Annotated in this window: 15 protein-coding genes; 2 read left to right on the top strand and 13 right to left on the bottom strand. The window is 44.7% G+C overall.

The genetic code is table 11. From position 1 onward, the window contains the following. Nucleotides 1-182 precede the first annotated feature (182 nt). Entirely contained in the window at nucleotides 183-2555 is a 2373-nt protein-coding gene (gene nrdD / locus HMPREF3208_RS04755; RefSeq protein ID WP_230953098.1) for an anaerobic ribonucleoside-triphosphate reductase, read from the bottom strand. Nucleotides 2556-3250: 695 nt separating this feature from the next. Between nrdD and HMPREF3208_RS04750 the strand changes: the two genes are divergently transcribed. Continuing rightward, a complete protein-coding gene (locus tag HMPREF3208_RS04750) occupies nucleotides 3251-3673 on the top strand; it encodes a DUF3052 domain-containing protein (RefSeq protein ID WP_016636976.1) in 423 nt (140 codons plus the stop codon). Nucleotides 3674-3855: 182 nt separating this feature from the next. On the opposite strand, the gene HMPREF3208_RS04745 is transcribed toward HMPREF3208_RS04750, so the two are convergent. From HMPREF3208_RS04745 to HMPREF3208_RS04690, 12 genes are all read right to left on the bottom strand, one after another. Then, nucleotides 3856-5742, bottom strand: coding sequence for a DEAD/DEAH box helicase (locus tag HMPREF3208_RS04745; protein WP_064347453.1), 1887 nt, complete (start codon nucleotides 5740-5742; stop codon nucleotides 3856-3858). Nucleotides 5743-5927: 185 nt separating this feature from the next. Then, complete coding sequence (gene ettA / locus HMPREF3208_RS04740; RefSeq protein WP_032814331.1) at nucleotides 5928-7604, bottom strand: energy-dependent translational throttle protein EttA; 1677 nt, start codon at nucleotides 7602-7604, stop codon at nucleotides 5928-5930. Nucleotides 7605-8133: 529 nt separating this feature from the next. Then, a complete protein-coding gene (locus HMPREF3208_RS04735) occupies nucleotides 8134-8637 on the bottom strand; it encodes a DUF3180 domain-containing protein (protein WP_064347452.1) in 504 nt (167 codons plus the stop codon). After that, on the bottom strand, nucleotides 8637-9878 hold the full coding sequence (locus HMPREF3208_RS04730) for a hypothetical protein (RefSeq protein ID WP_064347450.1): 1242 nt from the start codon (nucleotides 9876-9878) through the stop codon (nucleotides 8637-8639). Before HMPREF3208_RS04730 ends, HMPREF3208_RS04735 begins: the two co-directional genes overlap by 1 nt. Nucleotides 9879-10607: 729 nt before the next feature. Continuing rightward, nucleotides 10608-12887, bottom strand: a complete 2280-nt coding sequence (ftsH, locus tag HMPREF3208_RS04725; protein WP_016636971.1) for an ATP-dependent zinc metalloprotease FtsH — start codon at nucleotides 12885-12887, stop codon at nucleotides 10608-10610. An 84-nt stretch (nucleotides 12888-12971) separates the two neighbouring features. Then, a complete protein-coding gene (gene hpt / locus HMPREF3208_RS04720; protein ID WP_016636970.1) occupies nucleotides 12972-13526 on the bottom strand; it encodes a hypoxanthine phosphoribosyltransferase in 555 nt (184 codons plus the stop codon). Continuing rightward, a complete protein-coding gene (gene tilS / locus HMPREF3208_RS04715) occupies nucleotides 13501-14619 on the bottom strand; it encodes a tRNA lysidine(34) synthetase TilS (RefSeq protein ID WP_064347448.1) in 1119 nt (372 codons plus the stop codon). The genes hpt and tilS overlap by 26 nt, the downstream gene beginning before the upstream one ends. Before the next feature lie 159 nt (nucleotides 14620-14778). After that, nucleotides 14779-16503 carry a D-alanyl-D-alanine carboxypeptidase/D-alanyl-D-alanine-endopeptidase gene (locus HMPREF3208_RS04710; RefSeq protein ID WP_064347463.1) on the bottom strand — a complete coding sequence of 575 codons (1725 nt, stop codon included), beginning with the start codon at nucleotides 16501-16503 and terminating at the stop codon, nucleotides 14779-14781. Between the two features lie 75 nt (nucleotides 16504-16578). Next, nucleotides 16579-18231 carry a hypothetical protein gene (locus HMPREF3208_RS04705; protein ID WP_064347445.1) on the bottom strand — a complete coding sequence of 551 codons (1653 nt, stop codon included), beginning with the start codon at nucleotides 18229-18231 and terminating at the stop codon, nucleotides 16579-16581. 15 nt (nucleotides 18232-18246) lie between these two features. Further along, nucleotides 18247-19164 carry an ABC transporter ATP-binding protein gene (locus tag HMPREF3208_RS04700; RefSeq protein WP_064347461.1) on the bottom strand — a complete coding sequence of 306 codons (918 nt, stop codon included), beginning with the start codon at nucleotides 19162-19164 and terminating at the stop codon, nucleotides 18247-18249. Between the two features lie 129 nt (nucleotides 19165-19293). Continuing rightward, nucleotides 19294-20520: a glycosyltransferase family 2 protein gene (locus tag HMPREF3208_RS04695; RefSeq protein WP_016637738.1), complete on the bottom strand. Its 1227-nt coding sequence runs from the start codon at nucleotides 20518-20520 to the stop codon at nucleotides 19294-19296. Continuing rightward, a complete protein-coding gene (locus tag HMPREF3208_RS04690; protein ID WP_016637737.1) occupies nucleotides 20517-22091 on the bottom strand; it encodes an AI-2E family transporter in 1575 nt (524 codons plus the stop codon). The genes HMPREF3208_RS04695 and HMPREF3208_RS04690 overlap by 4 nt, the downstream gene beginning before the upstream one ends. Before the next feature lie 165 nt (nucleotides 22092-22256). On the opposite strand from HMPREF3208_RS04690, the gene glnA reads away from it, so the two are divergent. Further along, on the top strand, nucleotides 22257-23693 hold the full coding sequence (gene glnA, locus HMPREF3208_RS04685; RefSeq protein WP_016637736.1) for a type I glutamate--ammonia ligase: 1437 nt from the start codon (nucleotides 22257-22259) through the stop codon (nucleotides 23691-23693). The last annotated feature ends 102 nt before the right edge of the window (nucleotides 23694-23795 follow it).

Raw genomic sequence — 23795 nt, 5'->3', positions numbered from 1 at the left:
AAATCCAATAAGTACAAACATAAAATAAATCCAGCCACTAGAAAGTGCAATTATGAAACGTAATCAACACTTCCTAGCGGCCAGATTATTACCAAACAACAAACACAAAAAACGCTATTTATCTAACTAAATTATCTAGTCAACTTATGTTACTAAGTTTCAACATAATTCATTAGCTAAGTTTACTTAGTTTCCTCATACCATTCGCGAGATTCGCCATTATCCAGCGTCACATGACCAGTTTCGCCAGACATGTGCTTTACGCGGTGAGCAATTTCCTCGTGACGACCGTGAACCATTGGACGCTGAACAGGATTGCCCAAGTAGCCGCAAGTACGCTTCGTAACATTGCACTTATCTGGGTCGCTGTTGCCGCACTCAGGGCAACGGAAGCCTTCTTTAGTCGGCTCAAAATCGCCCTGGAATCCGCAAACGAAGCAATGATCGATTGGAGTATTCGTACCCAAGTAGCCAATGCCAATCTTATAAGCATAATCCCAAACAGCTTCCAAAGCCTTAGGATTCGCCTGCAAACATGGGAACTCGCAGTAGTTAATAAAGCCGCCGGAAGCAAAATACGGGAAGTCAACCTCGTAACGAAGCTTCTCCATAGGAGTTGGCTGCAACCAAACCGGGTAATGGAAGGAATTAGTGTAGAAGTCGTGATCGGTTACGCCTTCAATGCGACCGAACTTCTGACGATCCATGCGGTTAAAGCGGTCAGTGAGGGATTCAGCTGGGGTTGAGTATACCGAATAGTGGTATCCTTCAGCCTTCGACCACTGCTGGCAAAGCTTATTCATGCGGCGAACCAAAGAAAGCGCAAACTGCTTGCCATCCTCATTCCAGCTGTGATCCTTCATCCAATCCTTGCCGAAGAACACAGCCGTAGTTTCGTACAAACCAATGTAACCAAGCGAAACCGTAGCGCGCTCGTTACGGAACAGCTGATCAACACTCTCGTTAGCTTCCAAACGGCCAAAAGCACCGTAACGGAACAGTGTTGGAGCGTTCACAGGAGTTGCCTGCTTGCAACGCATAATGCGGAATCGCAAAGCTTGGTGAGCAACTTCCATACGCTCGTCGAAAAGCTTCCAGAAGCGAGTCACATCGCCATGAGATTCAAGAGCAATACGCGGCATATTCACCGTTACAACGCCAAGATTCATGCGACCGTCTTCAACATCCTTGCCAGTCTTTGGATCAATCCAACCCTGAAGGAAGGAGCGGCAACCCATAGGAGCTTTGAAGGAGCCGGTAATCTTCACAATATTCTCGTAGAACACAACATCAGGATACATGCGCTTAGTAGAGCACTCGAGCGCAAGCTGCTTCAAATCGTAGTTCGGGTCGCCAGGATCCGCGTTGACACCGTGCTTAACGGTAAACACAAGCTTAGGGAAGATAGCAGTGTGACGATCTTTGCCGAGGCCACGAATACGATTCAGCAATATAGCGCGCTGAATTTCGCGAGCGAACCAAGAAGTACCCAAGCCAAAGCCGACAGTTACAAACGGAGTCTGACCATTAGAAACACGGTTGGAATTAATCTGATATTCCATCGTTTGCATAGCGTCGTAAATAGCCTTACGCGTCATAATCTTTGCATAAATCTCACGAAGCTGGTCAAGCTCGCTCAAATTATCATCAAAAGGAGTATCAGCTGGAAGGGGATCCCTATCCAAGCAGTGAAGATTCTTAGGCTCCTGAGCCTTCAAGCCGTCAATCATATCCTTCGCGACTTGAATTGGCGTGGAATCAGGAATCATGGCTTTTGCCATAGCAAGATTTTTGTCGTAATCGCACTTAGCATAACGTTCAAGCATTTCGTCAGTACGATTCACCGTCTGACCACCGTACTGTGCTCCAGCAATATCCTTAATAATCTGCGTAACCTGAGTTGCAGCAGTGCCGATAGACTTTGGACTATCCATCATTGCGTTACCAAGAGCAAAACCCTTAGCGAGCATGTCGCCAAAATCAGGAAGTGAGCAATTGCTCATGCAAGTAAATGGCGAATAATCAGCATCGTGGAAGTGAATATCACCCTTCATATGTGCATTAGAAACTGCGTGAGGAAGCATGGAAAACGCAGATGCCTTGGAAACAGCGCCTGCAAGAAGATCGCGCTGAGTAGCATAAACATTGGAATCTTTATTTGCGTTTTCGCGCACAAGCGTTTCATCGCGATTGACAAGGCGATTCACAGCTTCGTTAATATCAGTAGCTTTAGCACGGTCAATATCGCGATTCAGGCGGTAGCTCGTGTAGCAGCGAGCAACCTCATAAAGATGATTCTCAATAAGACTATGCTCAACCAAAGTCTGAATATCTTCGATTTTTGCTGGACCATTGTAACGATCCTGAATCTCAGCTTCAATATGATCTGAAATATCGCGAATCATCTGCTCTTCTTGCGGACCGACTTCCTTGCCTAAATCCTTAAAAGCAGCTTTAATAGCCATGATGATATTCATTGAATCGAAGTCAACAACGCGACCATCGCGCTTTTCCACCTGCACGCGGGAAACTGGAGCTTCAGCTACACTATCCATTTGAACTTCTGCGTAATCAACATCAGTTTTCTCCAAAACCCGCATCAGTACAAACCTTTCTCAATATTATTTTTTATTTTCTCATGTAAATCGCCACAAAAACGAGGCTTCATTTTTTCATAACTTGCTTTACTATAGTCCAAACCATGCACAATATCTAGGGGAAACACTCATATAGGTAACTATATATAGTGATTTATGATTTATTCGCTATTTTTGAGGCGTGTCCTGGTGTGTCGAGGATGAGGGAGCTTAATTTGCTGGCATGTTTTCTGGAGTGGCTGTGAGTTGTGGGGCTGCTTGTCTCGCAGCGCTCCGCTCTTATACCTTATTTAGACTTAGCGGTTGCGTAGTTAAGTTTAGTTTTTTTACTTACTTTTTCTGCAAAAATAGTATTCATCAATAAGATTATTACTATCGTTCCGCTTTTATATTGCTCGACCAAGCAACACCCACTCCTCACTACTAATAAAACCGCTAGTGTTTTGTGGTGTGATAGGAGAGTCTGGTGTAGTGTGTGCAGCAGCTCGGATGCTAGTGTTCACTAAGCAATAGGTACTCAGTGTGTGCAGCAGCAATGATGCTAGTGTTCTCTAATAAACAAAACTCGATGTCAGCAGAGCAATACTCTTTTAGTAGCACAATACACGCCGTTATGCGCGCGCACTTCTTGACGCTTTGATATATTGAGTCTCGTGGAACAGATAGCTTTTCAGCATGCACAGGAATTCGGATTCCAACCAGGAGACATTGTGCAACAATGGCTCTGGGACGACGATGTCGACGAAACAATTTGTGAAAGTATCGAACAGCTCACCGGCGAAGACTTGGTGGACGAAGATTATGATGCTGCTGTTGATGGCGCGATTATTTGGTGGCGCGACGGCGATGATGAAGATGAGCTTGCCGACACCATTATGGATGCCACAAATATGCTTGACGATGATGCACCTATGTGGGTACTCACGCCTAAACCTGGTCGCGAAGGTTCCCCAAGCTCCAGTACAGTTCAGTCTGCCGCAAAAACAGCTGGCATGAATGCAGCCACTCCCCTTACTGTAAGCGCAGACTGGAACGGCGTTCAATTGCGCGCATTTGGCAAAGGTCAAAGCAAGTAAAGCAAATAAAGCAAGTGCTTTTCCGTTACTCATGCAGTACAGTTTCTGCATGAGTAACTTATGTTTTCCCGAGGAAATGTGGACTTGCAGCGCACGTATGTCCACAAACGCGCGCAAGTTTACGCGCACGTTTACGCGCAAGCTTAGCAGCGAACGCAGTTTTGTTACTATTGCAGTTGGTTTCAAGCTCGGTCAAAGCGACCGCAACCGCGGCCACGACCGCGATCACTACCACGTCTATGCCCACGACCACGCCCCTTGCGCTTCTGCTGCTCTGGCTCAGGCATGCTCCAGCCTTCTTGAAGCTCAGCAGCTTCTCCCACAATCTCATCCAAAATAGGCGAAGCAGGATTCACATCTTCAGCTTTCGCATGAATGCCAGCACGACGAAGCATCATATGCGCAGCACGCTTCTGGTTCGGCAGCACAAGCGTTACAACATCGCCTTCCTCACCAGCTCGAGCAGTACGACCCGAACGATGCAAGAATGACTTTGGGTCTTCTGGCGGCTCAGTTTGCACCACCAGCGCAACATCACTAATATCAATACCTCGCGCAGCAACGTCCGTAGCAACCAGTACACGCACTAAGCCTTCTGCAAACACTGCTAGATGACGATCGCGCTGATTCTGCGACAAATTACCTTGCAAATCGACTGCAGGAATACCTTGCTGAACAAATTTTTTCGCCATATTTTTCGCTTGATACTTCGTGCGAGTAAAGAATATAGCGCGTTTTTGTCCGGATGCGAGTTTACGCAAAACTTCGTACTTATCCCCTGCCGACACAGCAAAAATATGATGCGTCATAGTATCAACTTGTGAATCAGCATCATCCACAGCATGAACAACAGCGTTTGGAAGGAAACGCTCAACTAATGTAGAAACTTGCTTATCAAGCGTTGCAGAAAACAGCATGCGTTGACCATCTGGCGCAACTTGCTCAAGAAGTCTAGTAACAGCAGGAAGGAACCCCATATCCGCCATTTCGTCTGCTTCATCAAGCACGCTAACCATCACTTTTTCAAGCGTAAGTGCTCCCTGACGCAGCAGATCTTCCAAACGGCCAGGGCAAGCAAGCACAATTTGCGCACCCTGCTTAAGTTGCGATATTTGGCGCTGGTATCTCACGCCTCCATACACTGTCACAGTGCGCATACCGTAGGCTGCAGCAAGCGGTGCTATTACGTCGTCAATTTGGTGCACAAGCTCACGCGTTGGAGCAAGAATTATTGCTCTAGGAGCAGGAATATCGCTCAACTCGCGTGACTTATGGTTTTTACCAGAATGAATTAAATCAACAAAATTCTCCGCCAAACGCGCAACAAGTGGAATGGAAAACGCCAGCGTCTTGCCACTTCCCGTGCGACCACGACCCAAAATATTTGCACCACGCAAGGAATCTGGAAGCGTTGCCTGCTGAATCGGGAATGCAGTGGTTTTTCCATCCGCGCGCAACACTTCTACTAAAGGCTCTGGAACGCCAAGTTGCGCAAAAGTTACATCGTCACGGTAATTTTCACGAGATTCAATGGCAGAGTCTGGAATTATTGTTGCGTTATGAGAATCTTGCTTTTGCTTTTTTGAAGTAGAATGTAAAGATATTGCAGAATTTTGCTTTGCATTATGAGATTTATCAACATTATGCTTAGCAACATTATTTTTATTAATATTATCCTTAGCAATATTATGCTTAGCAAAATCTTGTTCAGCATCCGCGATAGCCACTTCTTCATATCGCAAGGCTTTTTCGCGCGCCTTTTGACGAGCTTTTTCTGCTTTGCGATTGCGCTCCCTGCGCGAATTGGACTCGTGATGAGAGCCGTAATTCTTATGACTCCCCTGATACTCAAAAGGATTTCGTTTTTTTGTGGATTTGTTAGCGTTGTGCGATTCACGAACGCGTGGATCATAAGCGTCATAAACTTGAGAGTTTTTACTATTTTTAGCATTCTTATTTTTGACGTTTTTGGTATGAACGTTTTTAGCATAGACGCTTTTACTACGAGTATTCTGAGTATTTTTCGCGCCTCGCTTTTGAGCAGGCGCAGCATGATAAGTATGCGGCACGATAGCCTTTCGTAAATTTCTGTATATTTTTAACTATGCGTAATCCTACAAAGTCACGAACTTACTGAGCCTAGCACACACCTAGCACAATCACGACGTTTGTGGTCAAAAACAGCAAAAGCGGAAACAAAAGCCGAAAAATCACCGGCAAATGTTTCCGCCAATAAGTAAAAGCAAAAACTCAATCAACGAGTTAACTTACGATGCAAACGATGCGGACGAGCAGCTTCCTCACCCAAGCGAGCAATCTTATTTTCTTCATAAGCTTGGAAGTTACCCTCGAACCAGTACCATTTTGCAGGATTATCGTCATCACCTTCCCACGCAAGAATATGCGTGGCAACGCGATCAAGGAACCAACGATCGTGGCTCACCACCACAGCGCAGCCTGGGAACTCAATCAAAGCATTCTCCAAGCTTTCCAAAGTCTCAACGTCCAAATCGTTAGTAGGCTCATCGAGAAGCAGCAAGTTACCACCCTGCTTAAGCGTTAACGCCAAGTTCAAACGGTTTCGCTCACCGCCGGAAAGCACTCCCGTAAGTTTCTGCTGATCCGAACCCTTAAACCCAAAGCTAGCAACATAGGCTCGAGTAGGAATTTCAACTCCTGCAACCTCAATATAATCGAGTCCGCCGGAAACAGCTTCCCACAAGTTCTTGTTTGGATCCAAACCTGCACGGTTCTGATCCACGTAAGAAATCTTCACAGTATCACCAACAGTAAGCTCGCCACCAGAAAGCGGCTCCAAGCCCACAATGGTCTTGAAAAGCGTAGACTTACCAACGCCGTTCGGACCAATCACACCAACAATGCCGTTACGAGGCAACGTGAACGACAAGTCGTCGATAAGCACACGGTCGCCGAAAGCCTTGTGAATATGCTTCGCTTCCAACACCTGCGAACCCAAGCGTGGACCGGCTGGAATCTGAATTTCAGAGAAATCAAGCTTCTTGGAGTTACGTGCCTCTTGTTCCATCTGGTCGTAACGCTCCAAACGAGCCTTATTCTTAGCTTGGCGAGCCTTAGGCGAGCTACGCACCCAATCAAGCTCATTCTTCAAACGCTTAGCAAGCTTGGCATCCTTGGCACCTTGGATTTCCATACGCTTAGCTTTGGTTTCCAAGTACGTGGAATAATTACCCTTGTACGGATAAAGCTGACCGCGGTCAACTTCGCAAATCCACTCAGCAACATTGTCCATAAAGTAGCGATCGTGGGTAACGGCAATAACAGCACCCTCGTACTTATGCAAGAACTGTTCAAGCCACAGAATAGACTCTGCATCCAAATGGTTCGTAGGCTCATCCAAAAGCAACAAATCAGGAGCTTCAAGAAGAAGTTTGCACAGCGCCACTCGACGCCTCTCACCACCAGAGCACACAGACACAGGCGAATCAGGATCTGGGCATTGCAAAGCATCCATTGCCTGCTCTAACTGCGAATCCAAATCCCAGCCATTCGCCGCATCAATTTCAGTCTGCAGCTTACCCATTTCTTCCATCAACGCATCAAAATCAGCGTCAGGATTAGCCATCTCTTCGCCTATTTGATTAAAACGCGCCACCTTTTGCGCAATCTCACCAAAGGCCATCTTAATATTTTCGCCAACCGTTTTCGTTTCATCCAGCGGTGGCTCCTGCTGTAAAATACCTACCGTGTAGCCTGGGGTTAACGAAGCCTCACCATTCGTCACATTCTCCAAACCAGCCATAATTTTAAGCAGTGTAGACTTGCCCATACCATTTGGACCAACTACACCAATCTTCGCACCTGGCAAAAAACTCAAAGTAACATCATCGAGAATGACGCGATCACCATACGACTTACGCGCTTTAATCATCTGATAGATAAATTCAGCCAAAGTAATATACCATCCTTAAAAACGTTGGAATTCCAGCGTTTGCTGCAGCTCTACGAAAACACGACTGACTTTCGCACATAACCAATACGTTAAGTCTTTCATGCTCTTATTCCAAGTACACATAACAACATAACCGTACGCGTACATGATGCGTGTAAATAGGGAAATCGCTAATAGCAGCAGCAAAAATACCAAGAGACATTATCTCATGCGGCAACTACATTACGCGTACTAAGATAGCGAAGATAGCGAAGATAGCTAAGATAGCTAAGATAGCGAAGATAGCTAAAATAGCTGAGATAGCTAAAATAGCTAAAATGCATAACAAAAAGTAAGCATATGTACCATGAAGTAGCACGCAACTGCAAACACATGAAGTACACTACTCAGCACAGACAACTTGCTACGCGCGTTGCGATGCGTCAAAATATGACACAAATATGCCACAAATATGCCACAAATACACTACGAACGCATCAAAATACATTACAAATGCACCGCAACACGTCATAGTATGCAGTAAGAAAAATCAATAAGCTACCGGACTAGGATTCGCTTTCTTCACAGCAGACTCAGGACCGTCTTCCGGCGGCAACTGACACAATCGCTCACCCAAAATACCAACAAGCATATCTACAAAGCAAACAAAACCAGCAATAGCACACTCACGAATAACGGAACTATACAATGCTATTTCGCTATGAGGTAAACTCATGAGCAGTTGCCCAACATACCAGCCAGCTAAAATAGCGCCCGCCATACCCAAAGCTTTCGATAGCATAAGAGCTGCTACAGCAAATTGTGAACTAACACGCTTTTTATTCTTAGCTTTTTCACTTACACTTTGATGCGTTTGCCAAGCCATCACAAATGTTACGATGCCAGCAACCACCATAATTGCCACCACAATCCATGGCGCTCCAGCCAACGACATAGCACTTGATTCAGTCGACGATACTAAGAATGCACCTAGCAAAAAACCAAACAGCAGACCTAGCACCAGATACCACCACGGTGTGCGATACGCTCTCATTAGTAATCATCCCCTACAAGCCATTGCTCTGAGTATACGCCAACAGTTTGAGTATCCAAAGCAAATGCTAAAGAATACGAAACTGGGTTATCGTCTAAAGCAGCATCCGACTCAATCTGCAACCATGGCATAAGCTCCGGTGACTTAGGATTCACAGTCACCATTTCCGCTATTTCCCTCGGTAATCCTTCCGGATTAATGGTCTTTGTGCTAGCAGCAGACTCGCCGTACGAACGTGCACCCAGCACATGCACTGTTACTGTATCTTTATGCAAGGTAGCAACAGCACGAACCAAACGCAACAATTCATACTCATCACCACTTGAAGAAAGCAGAAAAACGGCAGCATAGTAGTCGCCTTCAAGCGCATTAACAACGTATAATGCCGATACGCCATCAACACGCGAATCCCTATCTTGCTCAAGCAACGCGATAGTTCTTAGCATAGCAGAACGCGTAGCTTGTTGAGCAACACCCTTCATTGCTACTACTGCAGTCGTTTGCATTGGCAGAGGACATATACCAAAAAATGGTGACTTACGTTCATGTTTCACAAGATCGGTGCCGTGTTGCGCGTCGTCACTATCAGCAACATCCGAAACACTAGCATCCTGTTGGTTGGCATGAGCACTCGCATCATTGGGAGCAGCAGCATTCGCAATATCCATAGCAGCTTGAGCAGCAGCCGCAGCTTCTTCATCTTCTTTACGTTGTTTTTCTTCCTCATCAATGCTTATAAGAGAACGATAATAATCAGCAACTTCGCTGTCGTCGAATTCGTCAACCTCTACTCTACCGCCGCGAACAGCAACATGCGCGATTGACTCCGGAGTCACACTATTATTCAAATCAAATTCTTCTTGAGCAACGCGATGTAAAGTAACTGACACGTCATCAACAGTGCTTTGTAAACCATAATATTGGCTTCGTAACGAAGCATGTACCGTAATTTCAGCTTCGCTAATTTGCCACGTACGCATAGCAGAATCTGCTACAGCTTTAGCAATAAGCTCCAACGCAATAGCCGGATGATCTTCAATCTCATCATCATGTTCACATTGACGCAACGCGCAAGCAAGACGGTCTATTACTTGTGGAATATCTATTGCGTGAGTTTCGTTGCCATCCAACGCTTTAGATAAATTCACTTGCAAAACAGCATCAACATAGATGAATCGGTATATTCCAATAGTTATGTCGTCACCTTTAGGACGAATTCCTGTAAGTCGTATAGTATCCATAATCGTCTCTTCTACGCTTCAATGCAACAACACAATCGTAAAGTGTAACCATATTTACTTTTACAACTTCAATCGCATTGCCAATAGTAATATTTTGTTATATTCTACTCGCAGCAAAGTGACAATGTGATATATTTTTCAAAATGTGTATATATTTTATTGATACACACTATTTTGGCTTCGTGGACAATAATTGTTGATTTGATGGTTTCGACAGTTTCGTCACACATGTTGTCGATTTCATCAAGCGATTATACGTTTCCGACAGTTCAATTCCATCTTGCACTAAGACTTGCACTAAGACTTACATTAAGACTTACACTGAGAGCAACCACGCTATATTCCTCATTCATCTTGACTGTTTTTAGCATAGGCTTACCAAGCTCTGGACAATACTTTTATTCGTTTTCATACTGAACGATATGAAACTTGAGTCTTATCACGAATTGTCCTTGCAATATTAACGAAACTCGGGATGAGATTAATATTTCTGCACGCTACATCCTATGTTTCTACACTTCTTCACAACAAGAACTATAAGCTGACACTACAAAAGCAACAACATCAACAGCTTCTTATAAGAATAGACGTTGATAACAATAGTAAGTGCTATCAACGTCTATCAGTGTCACATATATTCAGTTATGTTCACAACACAATATTATGTTCGTAAAATTATGTTCGTACATATTGTGCTTGTACAGAAATTTATTCCTACAATCCACGAGATTACTCGCCAAATTGCGTACCAGATTCTGATTGCTCAGACTGATGAGCAAGCGGGTTAGCAGGAACGATTGGCGAGAAAGCATCAGTTTGCGTAGAATCTGCATTACCATCAGATTCTTCCTTACCATCAGATTCTTCCTTACCAGCAGCTTCCTCTTTACCAGCTACGTTGCGCTGTAAGCTCTCCGGAATTTCCACAGGAGGAATATCCGAATCAGGTCGCTGATCGTTAGAAAGCCAAAGCGTACGCTCAGGAGCCTTGCGAATCTTACTAAAGATTGCTGTAAGCTCCTTCTCGTTCAATGTTTCTTTTGCAAGCAACTGACGAACTAACTCATCAAGCACATCGCGATTATTGTTAATAATCTCCCACGCTTCAGTATGAGCAGTTTCAATAAGCTTATGAACTTCTTCATCAATAACTTCAGCCGTACGATTTGAGAACTTGCGCGGCTGCAAAGAGTCAAGAGAACCGGAAGCGTCGTCGTCAGCATCCATCCACTTAACTGCGCCAAGCTTTGCAGAGAAGCCAAACTCAACAACCATCTTGCGAGCAATGGCTGTAGCTTTCTCAATATCGTTAGAAGCGCCAGTTGTTGGATCGTGGAATACCACTTCCTCAGCCGTACGACCACCCATAGCATAAGCCATCTGATCGAGCAGCTGATTGCGCGACTGTGAGTAACGATCCGTAGTTGGCATAACGGCAGTGTAGCCAAGAGCATGACCACGTGGCAAAATCGTCACCTTAGTAACAGGATCTGTATGATGCAAAGCCGCAGCCACAAGCGCATGACCACCCTCGTGATAAGCAGTATTGCGCAACTCATCCAAAGCCATGTTCTTCGACTTACGGCGAGGACCTGCTTGCACACGATCAATCGCCTCATCAATTGCGCGGTTATCAATGTATTGCGCGCCGGAGCGAGCACAGAGCAAAGCAGCTTCGTTAAGCACATTAGCTAAATCAGCACCAGTAAATCCAGGAGTACGCACAGCAACCATGTGGAGATCAACATCCGGCACGAAAGGCTTACCTTTGGCATGAACCTTAAGAATTGCCTCACGACCTTCCAAATCAGGAGCTTCAACAGCCACTTGGCGATCAAAACGACCAGGACGCAACAATGCAGAATCAAGCACATCCGGACGGTTAGTAGCAGCGATAATAATCAAATTCGTATCGTTATCAAAACCATCCATTTCCACAAGAAGCTGGTTCAACGTTTGCTCGCGTTCATCATGACCACCAGTCATACCACTTCCGCGACGACGACCAACAGCATCAATCTCATCAATAAAGATGATGGCAGGAGCGTTTTTCTTAGCTTCATCAAAAAGCTCACGAACACGAGACGCACCCAAGCCCACGAACATTTCAACGAAGTCAGAACCAGCCATTGCATAGAATGGCACGCCAGCTTCGCCAGCAATCGCTCGAGCAAGCAACGTTTTACCAGTTCCTGGAGGGCCGTAAAGAAGTACACCACGAGGAATACGCGCACCCAAAGCCTTATAGCGCGATGGATCTTTTAAGAAGTCCTTAATCTCTTCAACTTCTTCTACTGCTGCCTGTTCGCCAGCAACATCAGCAAATTTCGTCTTAGGAGTTTGACCTTCAAGGAGCTTTCCGCGACCACGACCGCCGCCCATGCCAAGCATGCTGCCACCAGCACCGCCAATACGGCTAAACATGAACCAAATCATGCCAAGGAAGAACAATATTGGCACAAGCGAAGTAATAAGGTACGAGAAAATACCTTGAGATTGTAAGCTGGCAGTCCAACCATTAGATGGTTTCGCTTTTTCAACCTCATGGATAACAGATTTACCTTGCGCTAGCGTGTAGTAGAATTGCACATCTTTTCCAAAATCACGCTTTTGCTTATTGCGCTTATCGAACTTCTTAAACGGCTTATCAAGCGTCAGCTTAACCAACTGCTTATTATCAATAATTTCAACATAATTTGCTTTATGCGATTGCAATAACGCAAAACCATCTTGTGTATCGATAGTTTGAGTACCATTGTGCGCAAACATTTGGAAGCCCGCAACAGACAGTAATACGAGCAGCACAACCCATGTCCATGGCGATTGCCAGAACGGGCGGCGAGCATTATTATTACCGTTTTCGCTGCTACTACCTTTATTATTCTTACCCTGTTGACCGTTATTTCGAGGATTCCTAGGGTTGTGTGGATTAAGGAACGGATTGTTACCGTTATTACCACGTCCAGGACCACCCATTGGACCTTGCGGCATCATAGGAGAAGCGCCCATGTAATAAGGCTCCTTTCAAACTCCCTATATAAAAATTCTTAATAGTTATGGTATGTAAGATTGCAATAAGAATTTTGTAGTTAATTAAGCACCATACACTGATGGCTTTAATACCGCAATGCTATTAAGGTTGCGGTAACGCTCGTCATAGTCCATGCCGAAACCAACAACAAAAGCGTCAGGAATTTCAAAGCCTGAGTAGTCAATTTGCACATCAACTTCGCGACGGGCAGGCTTACTGAGCAGCGCAAAAACTTTAACACTGTTAGCACCACGACCCTTTAACTCGTCTACTAGCCAAGCCAATGTGCGACCAGAATCAACAATATCTTCAACAATAAGCACATCGCGACCACGCACGTCCGTGCTTAAATCTTGACGAACTGTAATCTGTCCGCTTGTTTGCGTACCGCTACCGTAGCTTGACAAACTCATAAAGTCCATTGCTGCGTTAACGCTGAGTTCCTGTGAGAAGATAGCGAGAGTATTAACTGCTCCCTTCAGTACCGCAACAAGCAGAACATTACGGTTTTTATAATCTTCACTCACTTGCTGAGCAACTTCACGAATACGCTTCATAAGCTCTTCGTGGCTGATTAATTCATAGTCGATGTCATCTCGTATATCTGCAATTTGCATGTTCACTATCTTTGCATAAGCGAATGACGATACGATGATTGCGTCGAACTGCTTCATAGTGATTTGGAAGAGAAAAAGGCTTCTGACCATGCCAATTTACGCTAAGTTCGTCGATTGCTTGTACATGACTCGACGAGAAACGCAGTGACACAGCAGTCAATGCTCGAGCAATAATGCGTCTGCGTATTGAAGGATGATATTGTGCTAATTGTTCCGCATGCAATGTTACGCTTTGAGCCGTTGTGTCAACGAACATTACTTGTGGTATTGTTGCGTCAACTTGAGCATTAATATAATCAAGATCATCCTGCGCAAGCGTTGCACCTCGTGAAAGCAGCGTAACCATATTTGCGTGTAAAAATCGCGAAATATACGGCATAAGCGTGTGTCTAATTCTAGAACGCAATGGATAATTTTCACCAAGCTCAAGGTTTTGCTCAAGAGTGTCGCCATTCGTGGGATCATCCCACCAAGAAATGCCCAAATCTTCGCAAATTCCAGTTGTTTGCTCACGCGTAAGCTCAATAAAAGGTCGCGCAAACTGAACGTTTTCACGAAATGTTATTGCTTTCATGCCAGCAACTGCCTCTAAGCCTGCAGAATCTTTTAAACCAATCAGCACTGTTTCTGCTTGATCATTTGCAGTATGCGCTAGCAGTACTACTGCAGCTTGTTGACGTTGAGCAACTTCAATAATGGCATGATAACGCACATCACGAGCTGCAGATTCCTCACCTTTACCAGAATTTGTAACTTGAACAGATTGAATAAAAACGTATTGTTCACTTATTCCCGCTTGCGTACAACGTTTTGCAGCCTCGCGCGCAACCTGAGTTGAATGAGGCTGCATATGGTGATCAACAATAACCACTCCACAACGCAAACCTCGGCTTGCGCATACAATAGCAGTAAGCGCCACAAGCGCAAGTGAATCTCGTCCTCCTGAACATGCAACGAGCACTAGCGGAGCATTTTCTGCAGCATTATGCATACCATGCTCATGGAAACACGAATCTTGCGCGCACAACGAAAGCTCATCAAAGCAGCGTTTTATAGCACCAATACCTGCACGTATGCGAGAAGAATACACCATAACGTCTAGTGTAACGCAGCTCATACTATACTGGCATAGCTGCTAGCGTAAATAGGAAACGCTAGTAAGATACGAAGCAAAAATAGTAACACCATAAGCATTGATACCAACATTAATACAGGCATCAGTATAGGCATCGACACAATGCACTGATAACAATTATAATTTTGGCAATTCTGCCATAAACTTGTTGATTGCTACGAAAGCTCCCCAAAAATCAGTCGGCTGATTCACGACTATTGCAAAAGTAAGCACACCACCATTGTTACGTGACACATTACCAGTCATGGACGTTACATCACTTAAAGAACCAGTTTTTACGCGAAGCATACCAGCAGCAGATTCATCTGCTAAACGTTTACGCGCAGTACCAACCAAACCAGGCAACGATAAACCTTCAGCAGCTGCAGCACCACCAGAATGAGCTTGCACATTCAGCGCTTGCACTTGAGCTAACGTTGCAACGCGTAGCTTAGATTTCGGCGATAATCCTGAACAATCAGACATATGCAAACCGCGCGTATTAATATGAAGCTTGCGTAAACCTTCCTCCACTGCCTGAACTGCGCCTTCTGGCGAATTACGCTTATGCACAGCAATCGCAGTTAAACGACCAAATTCTTCTGCTAACGTATTATCAGAAATACGAAGCATATAAGCCATTATTTCGTTTAATGGTGCTGAAGAAACCTGAGCAAGCAAACGCGAAGAAGAAGTAACTAATTGCCGCGTTCTACTTACTGGTACTACAGGTTTTTGAGATTGTTGATCTACAGACGTATATTCAGCAGAAGAAACAACTGAAATACCCTGTTTTTCAAGCAATCGCGCAAAAATGTTACCAACACTTTGCGCAGGCTGTGGATCAGAAAGCGGAAAATCAGTCATAGCGTCAGCATCCACACCTTGCGCAACAAGATCACGTTGACGCGCATCATCAATAGCAAGCGACGAAGTTCGCGCATAAAAACGGTGCTCAACATCAGTGTCATACACTAATGCAGGCGCTCGTTTAGCACCAAAAAGTGAGTCATCGACAGATAGTGAAACTTTGTGAATATTATCAAGCTTTAACGCAGCAGCAGTTCTTCGCGCTAAGGTTGTTAAACCAGCGCGACCATTCACATGATGCCAATCATTTTCCCCAACACCAAGAAGCATATCGCCATTACCACGCAGCACAAGTTTACGAGCGTGCGCACTAGATGCATGAGTAGGAACATCGCTAGTTTCAGGCAGCAAAAATACTTGCGTATCAAGTGTTGAACCCATGTCAAGCGTGCGAGAAGCTACAGCAGCAGTAAGCGTTTTAAGCGTAGATGCAGGTTCGCGTAAAGCATTTGGCTCATGAGAAGCAATCACACGACCTTGAGCATCCATAATTACTGCTGAAGAGCTACTACTGATAGAAGGATCAGCCATCACAGCGTTGATAAGCTTTTGTGCTTGAGCACGATTGATTGGTCGACTATAATTAACACCTTTAGCGAGAGTAGGAGCATACAGTAGAGCCCGCGGCGAAGAAGCGGTAGCAGCACGCTGAGTTTGCAAAGTTAAAGGACCGGGAGCAATATCACATACGTCAAGCGCAGCGTATGTAAATATTACTGCAGCACTTACTATAACTGCTACAGTCGTAGTAAGAAAACGCCACCGAGATGGGTACTGGCTTCTATGAAGCATAGCGGCGTACGCGCTTGATTGCTGCTGATTTAAACCTGTTGTAATAGGCTTTGCTGCGGAAGATTGAGAAGATGCAGATGGAGAGGAATCAGAAGAAACGATATTCTCTAATGGCTCAATGTCGTCTAACGATCCAACCTCACAGAAAATGCTTGCTTTGCGAGTATTGAAGGCATCTTGTGAGCCTTTTCTACTGTTCATGCGAGCACTACCTTTAAGTCGATTGCAATTACCGCGCTTAACTATACCTTGCGCTTGCAACAAAGCGTGCGTAAGTTACGCAGTAATAGACGAGAATCTGCGCAAGTTTTCTACAATACGAATCATGCGCTTATCCATTACTTTGCCACCAAGAATTACGCCAACAACCAGCACAATCAAGCCGTTTACTACAAACATAATGCTTGCAATCCACAAAAGATTCGCGTTAATAGCCAAAAACGCCATAGCTGCAGCAATAGACGGAATCATGCATACTGCAGAAAGAAGCGAAAAACCTATTGGAGCAAAGGATCTAGCGCCTGCAGAACCTTGCGGCCTAGAAAATGGCTTTTCGATTGACGCTACAGGGTACATTGCAATGCACGAAGAAATTAAGCCTATGCCTATGGTAGCAAAAGCTACTCCGATTGGAGAAAGAGTTTGGAACATAACTGCATTCATATTTTGCTGAACATTTGCTACGAAGAAAAGGAAAGCATAAACCCCTATTCCAAGAATTGCAAAATACACAGCGCAAATCACGGACCAAACTATTGCGTTCGCCAAGCGATCGTGCAAACCTTTTACTCCAATAATCGCGTGCATAGTAAAAGCTGTGCCATCGTATGCAATATTGTTTCCAACAACCATGCCCATAAGCAAACCAGCATACATCATCCAGCTAGAAACGCCTATGTCCTGTGCTATAGAACCAAAACCTTTAGCATTAAAACTAGTTCCTCCTGCAACTACCAGAATAAAAAGCGGCGTAATAAGCAAGAACAGTTGGCGCATATCTCTTCTCATAACGCTAATAATTCGTGCAATAATCGCACCAACTACGTTGTCTGGAACTACTGCAAACAAGCCGATTCCCTTAGTTTTAACAACCGTTTTTTGCTCACCGCGCAGTAGCTTCGGCTCTAATTTTGCACAAAATACAGAGATTGCAAAGCAAGCAGCAATGGTTACAACGCAAATAAGGAAGCGAATAGCAAGAGCAAACCAATTGCCATTAATAGCATCGAGCGGCAAAGCTATAGCCGCACTTAACGGCGTAAAAGCGGACGCAGCGCAGAAACTCGAGCCGAACACAATCCCATTTGGTGAACTACCATGCCTGTTCATTGACGCAACAAAAATCATGTACGCTACGAAAATAACAATGTAAAAAATGTTTCTTGAACGCTTGTTTATTAAAATAGTATCCAAAAGCTCAATAAGCATTTTGCTTAAAGACACGATTGTTGCAACGTAAAGCGGAGCTGCAATTACGCTGACTAAAACCGGCACAATTCCAAAGCTTCTGTACGCTAAAGACCACAAAGCAAGTGCGATTGTGCAGCTTATAGAAAACGCTCCAAAAAGAGAGCCAAGAAGCATGCCAGCTTGCTGCTTTACGTAAGGAATGCCGTAAAGCGCAAAACTACGCGACTTTAGCGTTGTGTCACTGCCAAACATAAACAGGTTTATAAACAGCGTAAAAATTGACACAGCCGACGCAACCATTATTGGAGCAACTTGGAATTCCTGCCAATCTTTAGTATCTGCAAGCATTCCTGAATTAAGATACTTTCCCGCTTGAAAACCCGCAAAACCAAGAGCGCATATAAGCGCAAGTCCAAAAACAATAACTATACCAAAGCCAATTTTTTGCCAAATCGACTTTCGCATAACGGAAAAAGTAAGCGCCCAGCGAAGGCGAACCATGGTAACAATCATAGACATTATGGCTCTCCTTTTTTAAGCGTTGAAATTGGTGGAATCGGTGCTAGGAGCGGCAGGAGCGTTATCAGACTTACCGCCGTTAAGCCAATCAATGCGCGCAGCCGCGTGACGACCGCCAACAAGCTCCATAAAGCGATCTTCAAGATCTTTGCCCTGAGCTACTTCCGCAAGAGTGCCAGCAGCCGCAACGTGACCTTCGTTAATAATCGCCACGTGCGAGCACATTTTTTCAACCAATTCCATAACGTGCGAAGAAATAATCACCGTGCCACCAGTAGAAACATATTCGGCTAGAATATCCTTCAAATTCGCGCTAGAAACAGGATCCACTGCCTCAAAAGGCTCATCGAGCACGAGCACGCGCGGGCTGTGAATCATAGCTGTTGCAAGGCAAATCTTCTTCGTCATACCAGTTGAATAGTCAGAAACCATAGTGTTTGCAGCTTCTGTTAAGTCGAATGCAGAAAGCAAGTCGTTCGCGCGACGAACAGCCTCAGCGCGGCTCATATCGCGAAGCATGCCAGCGTAAGTTAAAAGCTGAAGGCCAGTAATCGTCTTAAAAATCTCATCCGCTTGTGGCATTAAACCGATTGCGCGCTTGGCACTATTTACGTCGCTCCAAACGTCGTTGCCAAAAATCGAAGCCGAACCAGCATCCGGCATAAGCAAGCCCGTAAGCATTTTAATCGTGGTAGTTTTGCCGGCACCGTTCGGGCCAACCAAGCCGTAGAAAGAGCCTGCTGGAATGTCTAGCGAAAGATTATCTACAGCAACTTTTTTGCCGAAAGTCTTAACAAATCCGCGAATAGAAACAGCTGGAACTTCTTCGCCGTCAGCAGCGTAAGTGTTTGCGCCAAAAACTGGAATGCCATCAGTAAAAGTATTTTCGGAAGCATTTCCGGAAGTGCTTGCAAACGAAACAGAATCTACCATAGAAACCTCGCAAGATACAGATAAACGCACGCATTGCGCCACATTAATTGCGCAATTGCACGTTTACAATAGGGATTTCATTATCTCACACTCGCAATTTTTGCGCAATCGTCCCACCATCACACCAAATCAGTGACCAGTGTGCTGAATTGGCTTCCACTCGCTTTTGGAGAAAATAGCTTGGAACGCAATCGGCACGTATGAAAGCATAAAAATCGGGAAGCTCAGAGCGTACGCAAACAGCTCCTTATTCGTGGCCCCAAGCTTATCGTGCTCAACTAAAATCGTAAGAGACACGAACACCATCATGCCGAAAACGCTAGTAACAGTAGTAGTTATAAGGTTCAACGATGATTCAATTTGGCTTGCCCATGTAACAAAACCGAAAGCAGCAAACACAAATCCCAGAACCAGCCTTATAACCGCTAATACCATAAACGGGCACAACATCAACGTAAAGTCCACGGATGAAAAATCACGTTCTCGAATACCATGACGAATAAGAGCAGCACCATAATAACGGAACACTTGCAAAAAACCTTTACTCCAGCGAAGACGTTGCCTCCAGCTTTGCCTAAACGAAACTGGCTGTTCGTCATACAATACTGCCGAACCACAGTAGCCAACCTTGTCTCCGTGAAGAATCGAATCCATAGTAAACTCAAGGTCTTCGGTAAGAAGATGGAATTTCCAGCCGCGATTTCTATGCATAATTTCGCGCGAGAACATAAAACCGGTTCCGCCTGCGTGGCAGCTTGAACCGAAAAGCATGCGCGAATTGTTAGTAAAGCGCGACTCTCGAATAAACCAAAGCGCAGATCCGGAAGAAACCCAGTTGTCGGAAAGATTTACGGAATTTCGGTAGCTGGTTAAGATTTGGTATCCTGCGTGGAAGCCTTTATTCATCTCCTCAAAATAGTGAGGATCGAGCTTGTTGTCCGCGTCAAAAACGAAGTAAGCGTCGTAAACTTTATCCGCACCAATTTTCATAATGTGGTCAAGCAAATAGCTGAGCGCAAAGCCTTTGCCAATATGCTCTTTATCGAAGCGCTCGATTACGTTGCATCCGGCATTTCGCCCAACTTCTGCAGTTGCATCTGTACAATTGTCGGCAACAAGCCAAATGTCAATAAGTTTCTGCGGATACGTTTGCGTTTGAATACAATGGATAAGATTGCCAATAACTGCTTCTTCGTTACGAGCAGAAATAAGCACAGCGTAATGCTTATCCATTGGTGCTTCCGGAAAAACGATAGGTTTAGCAAATAGCGACGCTACAGCACACACGCCCTGATATGCAACGCTGCTTATGCCAATAATTATTACCAGTACATCAAATATTGATAGAAGAATCATCGCTTCCACCCGCTCCGAGGGTTATTTTTTACGTTATTTTCTTTACGTTTCGTATTTTTTGTATGATTTGCTTTAGTTTTGTTATTTTCTGTATTTTTCCTATTTTTCAAAGCAATATCTTTGTTTACTTCATCTAACATTTCGCGCGAAATTGGCATTGTTGCTAACACATCAATCTGATGAGCATCAGAAGAATCATGAGAACCAGAAGATGTAGCATCACTAGTCGCATCTTCAGTATCTGATACGTAAGCTTGCTTATACCAGTATAAAATATCATCATTGAGAGAGATACGAGAACTTGTGCCTTTCATTACGCGTAGCACAGTATCACTTACTGGTTTCATAAAGTTACGTTTCATCGCTTCAACGAGCTTCACCATAATTGAAGTATGTTCAGGTTTTGGATCATTCATTAACGGCGAAGACACAAGATGGTACTGCTTTGTGCAAACCTTAAAAATAGCTTGCAAACTTGCGGTAACTGGTAGCGCCAAAAACGCTCCAAGCGCACCAAACACGGCACCCATCACCAACACCGAAAGAAAAGCTACAGCAGGATTTAAATCCATAGTTTTTTCGGAAATTTTAGGTGAAATCACCATATTTTCAATTTGTTGATAAATCGTAATAAAAATTAGCGTTGCGAGAGCTGCGCCAAAACCTTGAGAACCCCAAGCAAATAAAATAGGCAAAGCGCCACCTAAATAGCTACCAACTGTTGGCACGAACTGCGAAACAATGCCGCAAAATAGCGATAATGGCAGCCAATAAGGTATGTTCATAATCACAAGAAATATTGCAGTACCGGCAGCATTAATAGCAGCTAAAATAATGCGTGAAAACAGGAAGCTGGAAATTTGCTCCTGAACAACCGACCAAATAAAAAGGAATCTACGCTGCGACTGAGGATTCATCCAGCGGCACATACTCCTACGCATAGCAGGACCAGCAGCAGAAATGTAATACGTCACCATAAGAATAGTGAGCAAGTCAAGCAAAATTGTCAGCACACCCCAAGTAGTATTAAGCGCTTGCCCAGCAAAGTCAACTACCCACGAAGTTTGCACATGCTTCAAAATTTCCATGCCAAGCTGTTCAATATTCGGCATCCTAAAACCAGTAGAATGTAGCACAAAATCAGCAATCTGATGGTATAAATCTGGCAAGCCAAGCGCCATTGACACCGCCTGCTGCACAAACAAGTTGCCAAACAAAACCAAAAGCACACTGACCACAACCAGCAAGCTCGTAAGCGTAAAACCAGAAGCCACACCACGCCTCCAGCCATGCTTAATCAGACGTACTACGAGCGGTTCCATTGCGAGCGCAATAAAAATAGAAATTACAACATCAAAAACGATGAAAGAAATACTGCTCCAAGCAAACCACAGAAAAATTGATCCAAAAGTAACGATTACTACATAAATCAGTGCGCGACCAAGCCAATCCGGAGGACGCCTATCGTCACCCTTAGCTGGGAATAACGAAGCTAAATCGAGCTTATTGCCTTCTTCCTCACTTGTTTGATGCACAGTAGATTCATGCATTTCAGGCTCTTGGTACGTCATACTCTCTATTGTAACGGCGCGAACTGATGAATAGTATGTACGGCATGTAACGGCGTACAACAGTATGTAACACAAACGTAACGAGATAGTCGAGTCGCTGAAATCCAAAATTGCTTACAAAGTTCTAAACTCGTTACTGAGATTTTAGGAAAGGAATGTGTCTCCATGACCACTTTACAAACGAAAGAGGATGCCGCAGCTCTTATTGAGAAGGAAGGCATTGAATACGTTTCCGTACGATTTACTGATTTGATTGGTGTGCAGCAGCATTTTACAGTGCCAGCTGATGAATTCTTGCATAGCGCATTTACTGATGGCATGGCTTTCGATGGTTCGTCAATGCAGGGCTTCCAGGCTATTAACGAATCTGATATGAAGCTTATTCCGGATGTGGATACCGCCTACATTGACCCATTCCGTAAGCATAAGACGCTGAATGTGGCTTTTTCTATTGTTGATCCTGTAACGGATGAGCCTTATTCTCGCGACCCTCGTCAGGTGGCTATTAAGGCTGAGGCTTATTTGAAGTCCACTGGCATTGCAGATACCGCAAGCTTTGCTCCGGAAGCTGAGTTCTTTATTTTTGACAAGGTGCGTTTTGCAAATGACATGCAGCGTTCCTTCTATGAGGTTGACTCTAATGAAGCTCCTTGGAATTCCGGTATCGATACCGAAGATGACGGCAGCAATAATATTGGTTTTAAGAATCGCGTAAAGCATGGCTACTTCCCTGTGCCTCCTGTTGATCATAATCAGGATTTGCGCGACGACATGGTTTACAATTTGCAAAAAGTTGGTTTGATTCTTGAGCGCTCTCACCATGAGGTTGGTGGCGCTGGTCAGCAGGAAATCAACTATCGTTACAATACGCTTGTTCATGCTGGCGACGATTTGATGAAGTACAAGTATGTGGTTCATGAGACTGCTGCTTTGGCTGGTAAGGCTGCAACCTTTATGCCTAAGCCAATTGCTGGCGATAACGGCACTGGTATGCACTGCCATCAGTCGCTTTGGAAGGACGGCAAGCCGCTGTTCTATGCGGAAACCGGTTATGCTCAGCTTTCCGATATTGCGCGTTGGTATATTGGCGGCTTGATTAAGCATGCTTCTTCTGTGCTTGCTTTTACGAATCCTTCGCTTAATTCTTACCATCGCTTGGTGCCAGGCTACGAAGCTCCTGTGAACTTGGTTTACTCTGCACGCAACCGTTCTGCAGCTATTCGTATTCCTCTTGCTGGTACGGAACCTGCTGCTAAGCGTATTGAGTTCCGCGCTCCGGATCCTTCTTGCAACCCATTCTTGGCATTCTCTGCTCAGCTGATGGCTGGCTTGGATGGCGTTATGAATCACATTGAGCCTCCTGCTCCTGTTGACAAGGATTTGTATGAGCTTCCTCCAGAGGAACATGAGGGAATTAAGCAGGTTCCTTCTTCGCTTGGTGAAGCTTTGCAGGCTTTGGAAGAGGATCACGACTTCCTTATGCAAGGCGATGTGTTTACTAGCGATTTGCTTGAAACTTGGCTGAATTTGAAGCATGAGGAAATGGATATGGCTCGCTTGGCTCCAACGCCACTTGAGTATGAGCTTTACTTCCACATCTGATTTGTAGTTAAGCTAAGCTAAATAAGTTAAGCTATTCTAACGAAAAAGCCGACTCTACGATTTCGCGTGGGCCGAGCTTGCTCAAGGTTGAAAGCACAGTGT

Source organism: Gardnerella vaginalis, from assembly GCF_001546485.1.
Classification (GTDB): domain Bacteria; phylum Actinomycetota; class Actinomycetes; order Actinomycetales; family Bifidobacteriaceae; genus Bifidobacterium; species Bifidobacterium vaginale_D.
Note: the sequence above shows the minus strand (reverse complement) of the source record. Positions and strands in the feature narration are given on the sequence as shown.

Bases quoted from the DNA above. Each gene is read 5' to 3' on its own strand.
- HMPREF3208_RS04695 (WP_016637738.1), bottom strand. From the start codon at position 20,520: ATGATTCTTCTATCAATATTTGATGTACTGGTAATAATTATTGGCATA.
- ftsH (WP_016636971.1), bottom strand. From the start codon at position 12,887: ATGGGCGCTTCTCCTATGATGCCGCAAGGTCCAATGGGTGGTCCTGGA.
- HMPREF3208_RS04730 (WP_064347450.1), bottom strand. From the start codon at position 9,878: ATGGATACTATACGACTTACAGGAATTCGTCCTAAAGGTGACGACATA.
- HMPREF3208_RS04735 (WP_064347452.1), bottom strand. From the start codon at position 8,637: ATGAGAGCGTATCGCACACCGTGGTGGTATCTGGTGCTAGGTCTGCTG.
- HMPREF3208_RS04710 (WP_064347463.1), bottom strand. From the start codon at position 16,503: ATGAACAGTAGAAAAGGCTCACAAGATGCCTTCAATACTCGCAAAGCA.
- tilS (WP_064347448.1), bottom strand. From the start codon at position 14,619: ATGGTGTATTCTTCTCGCATACGTGCAGGTATTGGTGCTATAAAACGC.
- nrdD (WP_230953098.1), bottom strand. From the start codon at position 2,555: ATGGATAGTGTAGCTGAAGCTCCAGTTTCCCGCGTGCAGGTGGAAAAG.
- glnA (WP_016637736.1), top strand. From the start codon at position 22,257: ATGACCACTTTACAAACGAAAGAGGATGCCGCAGCTCTTATTGAGAAG.
- HMPREF3208_RS04705 (WP_064347445.1), bottom strand. From the start codon at position 18,231: ATGTCTATGATTGTTACCATGGTTCGCCTTCGCTGGGCGCTTACTTTT.
- HMPREF3208_RS04700 (WP_064347461.1), bottom strand. From the start codon at position 19,164: ATGGTAGATTCTGTTTCGTTTGCAAGCACTTCCGGAAATGCTTCCGAA.
- hpt (WP_016636970.1), bottom strand. From the start codon at position 13,526: ATGCAAATTGCAGATATACGAGATGACATCGACTATGAATTAATCAGC.
- HMPREF3208_RS04690 (WP_016637737.1), bottom strand. From the start codon at position 22,091: ATGACGTACCAAGAGCCTGAAATGCATGAATCTACTGTGCATCAAACA.